Annotated in this window: 11 protein-coding genes; 9 read left to right on the top strand and 2 right to left on the bottom strand. The window is 69.0% G+C overall.

Translation table 11 applies throughout. The features are described from left to right. The first annotated feature begins 186 nt into the window (after positions 1-186). The 9 genes from LVY72_RS01980 (at position 187) to LVY72_RS02020 (ending at position 9,611) form a co-directional block, all read left to right on the top strand. Positions 187-1,296 carry an NAD(P)-binding domain-containing protein gene (locus LVY72_RS01980; RefSeq protein WP_237817766.1) on the top strand — a complete coding sequence of 370 codons (1,110 nt, stop codon included), beginning with the start codon at positions 187-189 and terminating at the stop codon, positions 1,294-1,296. A gap of 192 nt (positions 1,297-1,488) precedes the next feature. Further along, positions 1,489-2,370 (top strand): formyltetrahydrofolate deformylase, encoded by an 882-nt coding sequence (gene purU, locus LVY72_RS01985; protein ID WP_237817767.1) that lies wholly within the window; start codon positions 1,489-1,491, stop codon positions 2,368-2,370. A 51-nt stretch (positions 2,371-2,421) separates the two neighbouring features. Beyond that, on the top strand, positions 2,422-2,964 hold the full coding sequence (locus LVY72_RS01990) for a class I SAM-dependent methyltransferase (protein ID WP_237817768.1): 543 nt from the start codon (positions 2,422-2,424) through the stop codon (positions 2,962-2,964). A 21-nt stretch (positions 2,965-2,985) separates the two neighbouring features. Then, complete coding sequence (locus LVY72_RS01995; RefSeq protein ID WP_237817769.1) at positions 2,986-3,504, top strand: gamma carbonic anhydrase family protein; 519 nt, start codon at positions 2,986-2,988, stop codon at positions 3,502-3,504. A gap of 200 nt (positions 3,505-3,704) precedes the next feature. Beyond that, positions 3,705-4,784 carry a Gfo/Idh/MocA family protein gene (locus LVY72_RS02000; RefSeq protein ID WP_237817770.1) on the top strand — a complete coding sequence of 360 codons (1,080 nt, stop codon included), beginning with the start codon at positions 3,705-3,707 and terminating at the stop codon, positions 4,782-4,784. Between the two features lie 131 nt (positions 4,785-4,915). Then, the gene (locus LVY72_RS02005; protein WP_237817771.1) at positions 4,916-6,328 is read left to right on the top strand and encodes an ABC transporter permease; all 1,413 of its coding nucleotides are present in this window, start codon (positions 4,916-4,918) and stop codon (positions 6,326-6,328) included. A 3-nt stretch (positions 6,329-6,331) separates the two neighbouring features. Beyond that, the gene (locus LVY72_RS02010) at positions 6,332-7,015 is read left to right on the top strand and encodes an ABC transporter ATP-binding protein (RefSeq protein ID WP_237817772.1); all 684 of its coding nucleotides are present in this window, start codon (positions 6,332-6,334) and stop codon (positions 7,013-7,015) included. Between the two features lie 383 nt (positions 7,016-7,398). After that, entirely contained in the window at positions 7,399-8,868 is a 1,470-nt protein-coding gene (locus LVY72_RS02015) for a glutamate-cysteine ligase family protein (protein WP_237817773.1), read from the top strand. 290 nt (positions 8,869-9,158) lie between these two features. Beyond that, positions 9,159-9,611 carry an Hsp20/alpha crystallin family protein gene (locus LVY72_RS02020; RefSeq protein ID WP_237817774.1) on the top strand — a complete coding sequence of 151 codons (453 nt, stop codon included), beginning with the start codon at positions 9,159-9,161 and terminating at the stop codon, positions 9,609-9,611. Positions 9,612-9,761: 150 nt separating this feature from the next. On the opposite strand, the gene LVY72_RS02025 is transcribed toward LVY72_RS02020, so the two are convergent. Together LVY72_RS02025 and purH are read right to left on the bottom strand one after the other, a co-directional pair. Further along, positions 9,762-11,981 (bottom strand): NADP-dependent isocitrate dehydrogenase, encoded by a 2,220-nt coding sequence (locus tag LVY72_RS02025; protein ID WP_237817775.1) that lies wholly within the window; start codon positions 11,979-11,981, stop codon positions 9,762-9,764. Positions 11,982-12,131: 150 nt separating this feature from the next. After that, positions 12,132-13,805, bottom strand: a complete 1,674-nt coding sequence (gene purH / locus LVY72_RS02030; protein WP_237817776.1) for a bifunctional phosphoribosylaminoimidazolecarboxamide formyltransferase/IMP cyclohydrolase — start codon at positions 13,803-13,805, stop codon at positions 12,132-12,134. Positions 13,806-13,979 lie beyond the last annotated feature (174 nt).

Below are 13,979 nucleotides of genomic sequence, written 5' to 3' on the forward strand. Positions count from 1 at the left end.
CACTGTGCATCCCGCGGCCGGGACCCGCCCGCCGCGCTCCGCTGCCGCTTCCTGATGGTGCCCCACCTAACGCCAGTCGCGACACGGCCCATCCTATCCGAGCGCGCGGAATATCGGTCCGGCCCGCGCGGTTACACGGCATGAATGTTGATCCTTCAACAAATTCTGCAGCGGGAGGCACTGTCCATGGACACACGCAGTGTGGTCGTCATCGGCGCGGGACAGGCAGGCCTGAGCGCCGCCTGGCACCTGCAGCGGCTCGGTTTGGCCGCGGAGCGGGACTACGTCATCCTGGACGCCAATGCCGGCCCCGGCGGCGCCTGGCGCCACCGCTGGCCGTCACTGACCTTCGACGCCGCGCACGGGCTGCATGACCTGCCCGGACTTCCCCTCGGGGTGCCGGACCCCGCCGAGCCGGCCTCCGCCGTCGTCGCACGCTACTACGGCAGCTACGAACGCCGCTTCGGCCTGCCGGTGCACCGGCCAGAGCGCGCCGAGGCGGTGGGGGACGCCGGCAGCGGCCGGCTGCGCGTGCGCACAGCCGGCGGCGAATGGCTGGCGCGGACGGTCATCAACGGCACCGGAACCTGGGACCGCCCGTACTGGCCGTGGTACCCGGGGCGCGAACAGTTCCGCGGCCGCCAGCTGCACACCCACGACTTCCGCAGCGCGGACGAGTTCCGCGGCCAGCGCGTGCTGGTGGTCGGCGGCGGCACCTCGGCGCTGCAGTTCCTGCTCCAGCTCGACGCCGCCGGCGCCCGCACCCTGTGGTCCACCCGCCGCCCGCCCGAATTCACGACCGCCCCGTTCGATGCCGGCTGGGGCGTCGAGGTCGAGCGCAAGGTCAACGAGCGGACCCGGGCCGGACTGCCGCCGCTGAGCGTGGTGGCTGCCACCGGGCTGCCGCTGAACCAGATGTACCGGGCCGGGATCGAGTCCGGCGTCTTGGTCTCCCGTGGCCGGCTCGAACGCCTTACCGCCGACGGTGTGGTCTTCGCCGATGGGTCGGCCGAGCCGGTGGATGCCGTCCTCTGGGCCACCGGCTTCCGCGCCGCGCTGGACCACTTGGCTCCGCTGCACCTGCGCGAACCCGGCGGCGGCATCCTGATGGGCACGGACGGCGTCACCGTGCCCCGGCGGCCGGGACTGTTCCTGGTCGGCTACGGGGCGTCGGCCTCCACGGTGGGCGCTACCAGGGCCGGGCGCGCCGCTGCGGCCGCGGCGGTCCGCTTCCTGGCCGCGGACCGGCACGACGGCGCGGCTGCCGCGCCGGCTTCCGTCCCGGCCGGGGCCTGAGCGCGACCCCGGCAAGAAAGCCTCCCGGGGCCGCCGTGCCGAGCCTGTGAGGCCTGGGGCAGGCGGCGAACGCTACCGCTCCGCCACACCCCCACCCTCGCTTCGCTCGGGCGGGGCCCCTGCGGCTACCGCTCCGCCACACCCCCACCCTCGCTTCGCTCGGGCGGGGCCCCTGCGGCTACGCTGGGGTCCGTGAGCGAAACACCCACGGCCGGCCCCCGGCCCAGCACCGAGATTGCCTACAACCTGACCCTGTCCTGCGCGGACCGGCCGGGGATCGTTGCCGCCGTCGCCGGCGTGCTGGCCGACGCCGGCTGCAACATCGTGGATTCGCAGCAGTACGGCAACCCGGCCTCGGGCCGATTCTTCATGCGCGTGGCCGTCAGTACGGGGATGGACCAGGCCCAGCTGCAGGAGCGGCTGCGGCCGGTTGCCGAATCCTTTGACATGGAGTGGGGCCTGCACCGCGAGGGCGCGAAGATGCGCACCTTGCTGATGGCCTCCACCTCCGCGCACTGCCTGAACCACCTGCTCTTCCTGCAGCGCTCTGGCACGCTGCCGATCGACATCCCGGCGATCGTCTCCAACCACACGGACCTGGCCGGGCTCGCCGAATTCTACGGCGTCCCCTTCCACCACATCCCGGTCACCGCGGACACCAAGGAACAGGCCGAACAGCAGCTGCGCAAACTGGTGACCGAACACGACGTCGAACTTGTGGTGCTGGCCCGCTACATGCAGATCCTCAGCAACCAGCTGTGCACCGATCTGCAGGGCAAGGCCATCAACATCCACCATTCCTTCCTGCCCTCGTTCAAGGGCGCCCGGCCGTACCACCAGGCCCATGAACGCGGCGTGAAGCTGATCGGCGCCACCGCCCACTACGTCACCCCGGACCTGGACGAAGGGCCGATCATCGAGCAGGAGGTCATCCGGGTCGACCATGCCCGCTCCGCCGAACAGTTCGTGGCCCTGGGCCGGGACGTGGAGGCGCGCACGCTGGCCCAGGCGGTGCAGTGGCATGCCGAGCACCGGGTGCTGCTGGACGGCACCCGCACCGTCATCTTCAACTGACCACGCCAGGCGGGACCTGATCCGCCCCGGAACGTGCCGTAGAGTCTGTGCATGGGCAACCAGGAGCTGCATCATCCGGACCCGAGGCTGACGGCCGAACGGGACTCCTTCATCGACGCCCTGGTTGCCGCCCACCGGCACCAGGTGCTGGAAATCGGCTGCGGTACCGGCGAGGACGGCCTCGCCTTCGTCGCCGCCGGGATCAACTACGTGGGTCTGGACCCCTCCGAGGAGAACATCCACCTGGCCCGGGCCAGGCACCTGGAGGCCGTGGTGGGCACCCCGGCCGAACTGCCCTTCGCGGGCGGAACGTTCGACGCCGCCTGGGCCATGGATGCGCTGGTGGAGGTGTCCAATACCGACATGTACGGCGTGATGACCGAGATCATGCGCGTGCTCAGGCCCGGTGCCCCGCTGGCGATAGGTCTGCGCACTGGGCTTCAGGGCCAAGACACCGGCGGGTTCGACAGTCCGCGCAGCGACGAAATGGTCAAGAGCCTCTTCGAGCCGCACGGGGATATCCGCAGCTTCACCGCATGGGACCTTGCCGACGGCGCCGGCCGGTACCGGTTCCTCGTCCTCGCCAAACCCTGAGCGTCCCTTAGGCTTGGTGCCATGGCCCACATTATTACCATCGCCGGGCAGACCCCGGCCGTCGACCCGTCAACCTTCGTCGCGCCCACCGCCACGCTCAGCGGGGACGTTGTCCTCGCCGCCGAGTCGAGCGCCTTCTACGGTGTCTCCGTCCGCGGCGACAGCGCCCCCATCCGGGTCGGCCGTGGCAGCAACCTCCAGGACAACGTGGTCCTGCACGCCGATGCCGGCTTCCCCTGCACCGTCGGCGACGGCGTCAGCGTGGGCCACTCCGCGGTCATCCACGGTTGCACGGTCCAGGACAACTGCCTGGTAGGCATGAGCGCCACCATCATGAACGGCGCCGTCATCGGCGCAGGCTCGCTGGTGGCCGCCGGCGCCGTCGTGCTCGAAGGCACCGAGGTCCCGCCGCGCTCGCTGGTGGCCGGTGTGCCTGCCAAGGTGCGCCGGGAACTGACCGATGAGGAATACCAGTCCGTGCTGCGCAATGCCTCCCACTATGTGGAGCTGGCCAAGGCGCACCGCGAAGCCAACGCCTGACCGTCCCCACACTCCCTCCCGTCCCCCCAATCCCCCCAAACTTGGGCGGGATAGATGCTGTTATCCGGCCGGATAACTGCAACTATCCCGCCCAAGTTGCAGGGGGCATCCCGCCCAGGTTGCCGGGGGCCGGCGACGGCGACGCACCCGCCGGGGTCCGGCCCATGGACGCCGGCGGCACCGGCGTGAATGATTGACCCATGACGCACATCGTGCCTCCGCCCAGCGCCGAACCGGGGGCGCCCAGCCCGCTGGAGGCCACCGGCCGCCCGCTGCGCTGGGGCGTGGTCTCCACCGGACGGATGGCAGGCCGGGTCACCGAGGACATCGACCGGCTCGAAGACGCCGTGCTGCAGGCGGTCAGCTCGCGCAGCGAGACCAACGCGCTCGACTTCGGCGCACGTTTCGGCTTCGCGGCCAGCTACTTCGACACCGAACGGTCCCGCGGCTACGACCAGCTCTTCGCCGACCCCGCGGTGGACGTGGTGTACGTGGCCACTCCGCACGGGCAGCACTACGAGATCGCCCGGCGGGCCCTGGAAGCGGGCAAACATGTGCTGTGCGAAAAGTCCCTCGCCATCAATGCACGCGAGGCTGCCGAACTGATCGAGCTGGCCCGAAGCCGCCGGCTGTTCCTGATGGAGGCCATCTGGAGCCGTTTCCTGCCGGCCATCAACCGGGCCTGGCAGATCATCGCCTCGGGCGAGCTGGGCACCGTCCACTGGGTCCAGGCGGACCTGGGCTTCCCCGCCCCGTACGATGTCACTTCCCGGTTGTGGAATCCGGCGGCCGGCGGCGGCGCCCTGCTGGATCTGACCGTCTACCCGCTGACTTGGGCGCTGGGGTCATTGGGCTACCCGCAAACCGTCACTGCCATAGGGCACGTGAACGATGACGGCATCGACGACCAGAACGCGCTGACCCTGACCTACAGTTCCGGCGCGCAGGCCCAGCTGACCTCTTCCCTGCTGGCCTGGTCCCCACGCACGGCCACCGTGGCAGGCTCGCACGGCTGGCTGCGCACCGATTCGCCGCTGCACAACCCCACCGAACTTGTCATCGAACAACACCGCGGCCCGTCACGGACCGAACGGTTCGGGCAGATCGGCAACGGCTTCACCTACCAGCTCCGCGAAGTCACCCGCTGCATCCAGGCCGGTCTGGTTGCCAGCCCCACCATGCCGTGGGAACACACCCTCAAGACCATGCGGCTGTTCGACGGTGTGCGGGCCCAGCTGGGCGTCAGCTACGTCAACGACCGCATCCCCGCAGTGGACTGAGTTTCCCAGCAAGCTCCCAGCCGGCGCACAGCTAAGTGCTACAACTGCCACCAGCTGCGCACAGATTGCCTTGCCAGACTCGCATTCGCGGCATCCCATCAGGGGTGCCGCACAAGCGACCTGGAGGATTTATGAATGTCTTGGCCCGGAGTGTGGGCAATGCGTTCCGCAACAAAGTGCGCAGCGGCGCCGTCGTGATCATCCTGGCCGTGGCCATCGGCCTGGCCCTGTCCATGCTGGTGGCAAACCAGGCAGTGGCCGGGAAGATCACCGAGTTGAAGTCCAGCGCGGGCAACGCGCTGACCATCAACCCGGCCGGCGCCCGCGGCTTCCAGGGCGGCGGCGAACCGCTCACGACGGCGGACGCGGAGACCGCCGCTGCAGCCGACCATGTCTCGGCGGTCATCCCGACCCTGGCGGTCCGGCTGGGCAGCGAAGACTCCACGGCCGGCACCTCGGCGCAGGGCTCCGGTGGTTTCGGTCCGGGCGGCGGTACCGCAGGCACCACCAGTCTGGAATCCGCCGTTGTTCCGGGCACGCTGGGCAACCGGCAGAACCAGTCCGGCGCCGGCGGCTCCGGCACGGACGCAGGCGCGGCCGGCACGGCCAGGCCCGCCTTCACACTGCCAGTCACCGCCACCGGCATCGGCAGCGCCGTCGATGCTTCCGGGCAGGCTATCAGCATCACCTCCGGCAGCATGCTGACCGACTTCAAGACCACCTCCACCCAGGCCCTGATCGGCACCGGACTGGCCGAGAAGAACAAGCTCGCCGTCGGCGACACGTTTACCGCGTTGGAACGAAAGTTCACCGTAGCCGGCATCTTCGACGCTGGCACCGCCTTTGACAACAACGCCGTCTACCTGCCGCTGGCCGCGGTCCAGAAGCTCGCCGGCCAGACGGGCGAGCTCAGCACCATCACCGCTGTGGTGGACAGCATCGACAACATGGACTCCGCCCAGCAGTCGCTCACCGCGGCTCTCGGCGACGGCGCCGACGTCAGCGCCGGCTCCCGGGGTCTGGATTCGGCGGTGGACTCGCTGGCCAGCGTCCAGAAGATCTCCCTGACCGGTTTCATTGTCTCGCTGGTCACCGCCGGACTGATCATCCTGCTGGTCATGGTGATGATCGTGCGCGAACGCCGGCACGAGATCGGCGTGCTCAAGGCCATCGGCGCCCCGAACCGGACCATCGGCGTACAGTTCGTGTTCGAGTCCCTGGTGCTCGTCATCCTCGCTGCCGTGCTGGGCACCGGCGTCGCGGCCGCCGGCAGCAGCGGCATTGCCGGCGCCCTGGTCTCCTCCGGCACCGCTTCCGCAGCCGCGGCCGGCCCCGGCGGCCCCGACGGCGGGTTCGGCGGTCCCGGCGGCGGGGGCGGCTTTGGCCAGGGCACGGCCCTGATCGGTGACCTGGCCGCCACTCTGGGTCCGGGCACGCTGGCCCTCGGCCTGCTGGCCGTACTGCTGGTAGCCGTCCTGGGCTCGCTGGTGCCGGCCCTGCTGACCGCGAAGATCCGTCCCATCGAAGTACTCCGAGGTGAATGACCCATGCTGCAGGTACGCAATATCGTCAAGCAATTCCGCAGCGGCGACACGCTGCTCACCCCCGTCAACGACGTCTCGCTGACGCTGCCGCAGGGCTCCTTCGCCTCGATCGTGGGCAAGAGCGGCAGCGGCAAGTCCACGCTGCTGTCCATCCTCGGCGCCCTGGACAAGGCCGACAGCGGCCAGGTGCTCGTCAACGACGTTGATATCACCTCGCTGCCGGACCGCAAGCTGACCGCCTACCGCCGGGACGATATCGGGTTCGTGTTCCAGCAGTACAACCTGATGCCCAATCTCTCGGCCAAGGAGAACGTCATGCTGCCGATGGAGTTCGCGGGGGTTCCCAAGGCCGAACGCGCGGCGCGGGCAGCCGAGCTGCTGACTACGGTGGAGCTGCCCCCGGAGGTCCATGACCGCAAGGCCAACCGGCTGTCCGGCGGCATGCAGCAGCGCGTTTCCATCGCCCGGGCGCTGGCCAACCACCCGAAGCTGATCCTCGCGGACGAACCCACCGGCAACCTGGACGAGCAGACCGGGGACCTGATCATCGAGCTGCTGCGGAACCTGTCCCGGAAGCAGGAGACCACCATCCTGGTGGTCACCCACGACCGGTCTCTGGCCGCGCGCACGGACCGGCGCTTCCGGCTCTCGCAGGGGAAGCTGGAGGAAATCACCCGCGAGACCTGACTGGCGGCCACCGGAAAGTGAGGCGGCAGGGGTCCCCGCCCCGAAGCAAGCGCCGAGGGACCCGCTGCGAGCTTGCGAGCAGCGGGGAGGCGTGAAGCGCTGCGAGGGTCGGGGCGGCTGCCGGAAAGTGAGGCGGCAGGGGTCCCCAGCCCGAAGCAAGCGCCGAGGGACCCGCTGCGAGCTTGCGAGCAGCGGGGAGGCGTGAAGCGCTGCGAGGGTCGGGGCGGCCGCCGGAAAGTGAGGCGGCAGGGGTCCCCAGCCCGAAGCAAGCGCCGAGGGACCCGCTGCGAGCTTGCGAGCAGCGGGGAGGCGTGAAGCGCTGCGAGGGTCGGGGCGGCCGCCGAACGCTATGCAAGCGGCCGCCATCATGGTTACCCTCAAGCATGGGCGCAGAAGTCAAGTCCAAGACCTTCAGCCGGGAGCAGCGGACCAGGTACCGGCAGCGCCTGCTGGAGAACCTCGAAACCCTCGCCGGCTACCTGGCCACCGGGCAGTTCGCCGCCACCGGCACCATCGGAATGGAACTGGAGCTGAACCTGGCCAACGCGGACTTCTCCCCCGCCCTGCGCAACGCGGCGGTGCTGGAGGCCATCGCCGATCCGGCGTTCCAGACCGAGATCGGCAAGTTCAACATCGAGCTGAACCATCCGGCCCTGTCCATCGGCGGCCAGGGACTCAGGCAGCTCGAAGACAGCCTGCGATCCCAGCTCAACCGCGCAGACGAGCGTGCCGCCGCGGCCGATGCGGACATCCTGATGATCGGCATCCTGCCCACGCTCAAGCGCGAACTGGTGGAGGACATGTCCTGGCTCAGTGCCGGCAAGCGCTATGCGGCCCTGAATACCTCGGTGCTTCAGGCCCGCGGCGAAGACGTACTGCTGGAGCTTCGCGGCATCGAGTCGCTGTCCTTTTATGCCAAGAACATCGCCCCGGAGGCAGCCTGTACCAGCGTGCAACTGCACCTGCAGGTCCGGCCGGAGGAATTCGCCCCGGTCTGGAACGCCGCCCAGGTCATCGCCGGCCCGCAGGTGGCGCTGGCAGCCAATTCCCCCATCTTCATGGAGACCCTGCTCTGGCACGAGACACGAATCGAACTGTTCAAGCAGGCGATCGACACGCGGCCGCCGGAGATGCGCAATCAGGGCGTGCGGCCGCGCGTCTGGTTCGGGGAGCGCTGGATCACCTCCATCTTCGATCTGTTCGAGGAAAACGTCCGCTACTTCCCCGCCCTGCTGCCGGAACTCGCGCGCGGCGCCAGCCGGCGCACTCCCGCCGGCGCCCCGCTGCTGCCCGAACTGCTGCTGCACAACGGCACGGTCTACCGCTGGAACCGGCCGATCTACGATCCGGGGAAGGACCAGGCCCACCTGCGGCTGGAAAACCGGCTGCTGCCGGCCGGCCCCACGGTGCTGGACACCGTTGCGAATGCGGCCTTTTTCTTCGGCCTGGTCCGTGTGCTCCGGACCGCGGACCGCCCGCTCTGGACCCGGATGGCCTTCAAGACCGCCGCCGACAACTTCCTCGCCTGCGCCCGGAACGGGCTGGAAGCCTCGGTGTACTGGCCGGGCGTCGGCGACATGCCGGTCACCGAGCTGATCCTGCGCCACCTGCTGCCAATGGCCGCCGACGGCCTGTCGCAGCTGAAGGTGGACGAGGAACTGATCGGCAGGTACCTGGACGTGCTGCGCGCCCGGACACAGTCGGAACAGAACGGGGCGGCCTGGCAGATCGCCACCGTCCGCCGGTTCGAAGGCAAAGGTCTGGACCGCAGCGCCGCGCTGACCGAGATGACCCGCTGTTACTGGGAGAACATGCATCGCAACGTGCCTGTCCATGACTGGCCGCTGCCGTAGGCACGATCAACCCCGGTGACGGCCGCAATGCGTCGCGGCATGCCGCCAAGTTTCCGGTGCAGCAGTATGGGGGACGACATGTCGCCCAGCTCCTTCACGCAGGACCGACGGATATCCCTGGGCCTGACCGCCGTCGCGCCTGTTCGCCCACAGCAGGAAAAATCCCTCTGGCACTCCCCCAACTGGAGTGCTAACCTCTAAAAATAGTTGAGTAAAGATGACTCAACTAACTAGACATCCACCTTGATAGCCGCTCCGGCGAGGGGCGACACTGCGAAGGAGTTGACACAATGGCCGTGCGATTTGACCCATTCCGTGAACTGGACCGCGTCGCCGGGTCCCTGCTGGAGGGCCGCCCGGGCCTGCGCCAGATGCCGATGGACCTGTACCGCGAGGGCGACCACTACATCCTGGCCGCGGACCTGCCGGGCATCGACCCCGGCTCGGTGGACATCGACGTCGACGGACAGCTGCTCACCATCCGCGCCGAGCGCACGCTGCGCAGCGCCGAAGGGGTAAAGTGGCTGACCCGCGAGCGTGAGAGCGGCTCGTTCCTGCGCCAGCTCAACCTCGGCCAGGGCATCGACATCGATGCCATCTCGGCACGGTATGAGAACGGCGTCCTGAGCGTGACCATCCCGGTCAGCGAACGGGCCAAGCCGCGCAAGATCGAGGTCGCTACCGCGGCACCGGTGATCGAGGCGGCAGCGGAGGAGAACGTCACCGACTCCCCGACGGCGTAGCAGCCCGGAGCCGCCAAAACCGGACACGAACGGACGAAACGACGGCGGCCCCGCACCTCCCGAGGGAAGTGCGGGGCCGCCGTGCCGTGCGGCGCCTACTTGCGCGTCGTGCCTTCCGCCGCTCGCAAGCTCGCGGCGGGTCCCTCGGCGCTAGCTGAGCGTGGCAAGGACCTCGTTCAGCTTCGCCGACGGGCGCATCACGGCCGAGGCCTTGGCCTCATCCGGACGGTAGTAGCCGCCGAGTTCCACCGCGGATCCCTGGACCGCCAGCAGCTCCTCGTTGATGGCCTGCTCGTTGGCGCTCAGCGCCTCTGCCACGGCCGCGAAGGCCTTGGCCAGCTCGACGTCATCGGTCTGCTTGGCCAGCTCCTGGGCCCAGTACAGGGCCAGGTAGAAGTGGCTGCCGCGGTTGTCGATCTCCCCTACCTTGCGGCTCGGGGACTTGTTCTCCAGCAGGAAGGTACCGGTGGCGCGGTCCAGCGTGTCCGCCAGCACCTGTGCGCGGTTGTTCCCCGTGGTGACGGCCAGGTGCTCGAAGCTGGCAGCCAGGGCCAGGAACTCGCCGAGCGAATCCCAGCGCAGGTGGTTTTCCTTCACCAACTGCTGCACGTGCTTCGGGGCGGAGCCGCCGGCACCGGTCTCGAACAGGCCGCCGCCGTTGAGCAGCGGCACGATGGAGAGCATCTTGGCGCTGGTGCCCAGTTCGAGGATCGGGAACAGGTCGGTGAGGTAGTCGCGCAGCACGTTGCCGCTGACCGAGATGGTGTCCTCGCCCTTGCGGATCCGCTCCACGGTGAAGGCGGTGGCCTCCTCCGGCGCCATGATCTCGAGCTGCAGGCCCTCGGTGTCGTGTTCCTTGAGGTATTCGGTCACCTTGGTGATCAGGTTCGCGTCGTGCGCACGGGTCTTGTCCAGCCAGAAGACGGCAGGCGTCTTGGAAGCGCGGGCGCGGGTGACGGCGAGCTTGACCCAGTCGCGGATCGCCACGTCCTTGGCCTGGCAGGCGCGCCAGATGTCGCCCGGGGCAACCTCGTGCTCGATGATCACGTTGCCGTCGCCGTCGACCACCTGCACGGTGCCGGCGGCCTCGACCTCGAAGGTCTTGTCGTGGCTGCCGTATTCCTCGGCGGCCTGGGCCATCAGGCCCACGTTGGGCACGGTGCCCATGGTGGTCGGGTCGTAGGCGCCGTTGGCGCGGCAGTCGTTGATGACCACCTGGTAGATGCCGGCATAGGAGCTGTCCGGCAGCACGGCCAGGGTGTCCGCTTCCTTGCCGTCGGGGCCCCACATGTGCCCGGAGGTGCGGATCATGGCCGGCATCGAGGCGTCGACGATGATGTCGCTGGGCACGTGCAGGTTGGTGATGCCCTTGTCGGAGTCCACCATGGCCAGCGCCGGGCCCTCGTCGAAGCCCTTCTTGATCGCAGCCTCGACGCCTTCGCGCACGTCGGCCGGCAGTTCGGAAAGGCCGTTGAGGATGGCGGCCAGGCCGTTGTTCGGGCTCAGGCCCGCAGCGGCCAGTTGCTCGCCGTAGTTGGCGAAGAGGTCGGGGAAGTAGGCCCTGACCACGTGCCCGAAGATGATCGGGTCGGAGACCTTCATCATGGTGGCCTTCAGGTGGGCGGAGAACAGCACACCCTCTTCCTTGGCGCGGGCCACCTGGGCGGCCAGGAACTTGTCCAGGGCGGCGGCGCGCATCACGGTGCCGTCCACCACCTCGCCGGCCAGGACCGGGAAGGAGTCCTTCAGGACCGTCACGGTGCCGTCCTCGGCCACGTGCTGGATCTTGATTGTGCCGTCGGCCGGGATGATCACGGACTTCTCGTTCGAGCGGAAGTCATCGGCGTCCATGGTGGCGACGTTGGTCTTCGAATCGGCACTCCAGGCACCCATGGTGTGGGGGTTCTGGCGGGCGTAGTTCTTCACCGACAGCGGGGCGCGGCGGTCCGAGTTGCCTTCGCGCAGGACCGGGTTGACGGCGCTGCCCTTGATCTTGTCGTAGCGGGCCCGGATCTCCTTGTCCTTGTCGGAGGAGGGATCGTCAGGGTAGTCCGGCAGGGCAAAGCCCTGGCCCTGCAGCTCGGCGATGGCTGCCTTCAGCTGCGGAATGGACGCGCTGATGTTCGGCAGCTTGATGATGTTGGCTTCCGGCTTCTTGGCGAGGTCGCCCAGCTCGGCCAGGGCGTCGCCGATCCGCTGCTCGGCGGTGAGGAAATCACCGAAGGCGGCAATGATCCGGCCCGCCAGCGAGATGTCGCGGGTTTCCACTTCCACACCGGCGGTCGAAGCATAGGCCTCGATGATCGGCAAGAACGAATGGGTAGCCAGCATCGGCGCTTCGTCGGTGTGGGTATAGATAATCTTGGCCATTTGTGAGGCGTCTCCCTGCAAGGTCTACGGGTATCAGGAAATCTGGTCTGATCTCAACATTCCCAATTTACCCGAGGAGACCGTCCGGACGCGTACGACGGCGGGTGCCCGGCTTAACAAAGCCGGGCACCCGCCGTCGTACGGACCTCGCTAGTGGAAGAAGTGGCGTGCGCCGGTGAAGTACATGGTGATACCGGCCGCCTTCGCGGCCTCGACCACTTCCTCGTCGCGAACCGAGCCGCCGGGCTGGACCACGGCCTTGACGCCTGCATCGATCAGGATCTGCAGGCCGTCGGCGAACGGGAAGAACGCATCCGAGGCGGCGACGGCGCCGCGGGCCCGCTCCGGAGCCGCGGAACCTTCGACGTTGGCGGCACCGCCTGCGGCGTCGGCGCCGGACTCGACCGCCACGCCCAGCGTGTTGGCCCGCTCCACGGCCAGCCGGCAGGAGTCCAGGCGGTTGACCTGGCCCATGCCGATGCCCACGGCGGCGCCGTTGGCGGCGAGCAGGATGGCGTTGGACTTCGCTGCCCGCACCGCACGCCAGGCGAAGGCCAGGTCCGCCAGGGTTGCCTCGTCGGCGGCCTCGCCGGCGGCCAGCGTCCAGTTCGCCGGGCTGTCGCCGTCGGCATCGATCCGGTCCGAGGCCTGCAGCAGCATGCCGCCGGAGACCTGCTTGTATTCCACGGCGTCCCGCGCGAAGCCCTCGGGCAGGGCGAGCAGGCGGATGTTCTTCTTGGCGGAGAGGATCTCCACGGCCTCGGGCTCGAACGCCGGGGCAACGACGACCTCGGTAAAGATACCCTTCACGGTCTCGGCCATCGCCTTGGTCACCGGGCGGTTCGCGGCGATGACGCCGCCGAAGGCGGACACCGGGTCGGTCGCGTGGGCCTTGGCATGCGCATCGGCGATCGGGTCCGCGGCATCCGGGGAAGCGACGGCGATGCCGCACGGGTTGGCGTGCTTGACCACGGCCACGGCAGGATCGGCGAAATCGAAGGCGGCACGTACGGCGGCATCGGCGTCGACGTAGTTGTTGAAGCTCATCGCCTTGCCGTGCAGCTGCTCGGCCTGCGCGATGCCGGGCTCCGCGCCCACTTCCACGTAGAGCGCCGCGGCCTGGTGCGGGTTCTCGCCGTAGCGCAGGGACTCGGAGCGCTCCAGCGCCAGGCCCGCGTACGGCGGGAAGGCGGGCACCTCGGCCGCTTCGGCGTCGTCGCCAAACTGCGCGGCGGTCCACTTGGCCACCGCCGTGTCGTAGGCGGCCGTGTGGGCGAAGGCCAGGGAGGCCAGCCGGCGGCGGGTCTTCAGGTCGAAGCCGCCGGACGTGGCGGCCTCCACAACCTCGCCGTACTTGGCCGGGTCGACCACGATCGCCACGGACGGGTGGTTCTTGGCCGCGGCGCGCACCATGGACGGCCCGCCGATGTCGATCTGCTCCACCACCTCGTCCTGGCTGGCGCCGGACTTCACCGTCTGCACGAACGGGTAGAGGTTCACCACCACCAGGTCGAAGGGCTCCACCTCGAGGTCCTTGAGCTGCTGCACGTGGTCCTCCAGCCGGCGGTCCGCCAGGATGCCGGCGTGCACCTTCGGATGCAGGGTCTTCACACGGCCGTCCAGGCATTCCGGGAAGCCGGTGATCTCGGACACCTCGGTGACCGGAACGCCCGCGGCGGAAATCCTGCTGGCCGTGGACCCGGTAGAGACAATGCTGACCCCGGCCGCGTGCAGGCCCTGCGCCAGCTCCTCCAGCCCGGTCTTGTCGTACACCGAGATCAGGGCCCGGCGGATGGGAACACGGTCAAGCTGGTTCAAGCTCACGCAAATCTCCGTAAGAGTCAAAGGGTGGGATGTGATCAGTTTAGAACACCCGCGGCCGCCGGCCGCCGGAGGGACCAGCCGGGCACCGGCAGTAGAGTTTTCCTGAGGGACCGCGCAGGCCCGCCCGCGCCGTCGGCGCGCCGCGCAGCCGCCCGCTCCCCCGCCCCTGTCCTC

The organism is Arthrobacter hankyongi (genome assembly GCF_022012395.1).
Classification (GTDB): Bacteria; Actinomycetota; Actinomycetes; order Actinomycetales; family Micrococcaceae; genus Crystallibacter; species Crystallibacter hankyongi.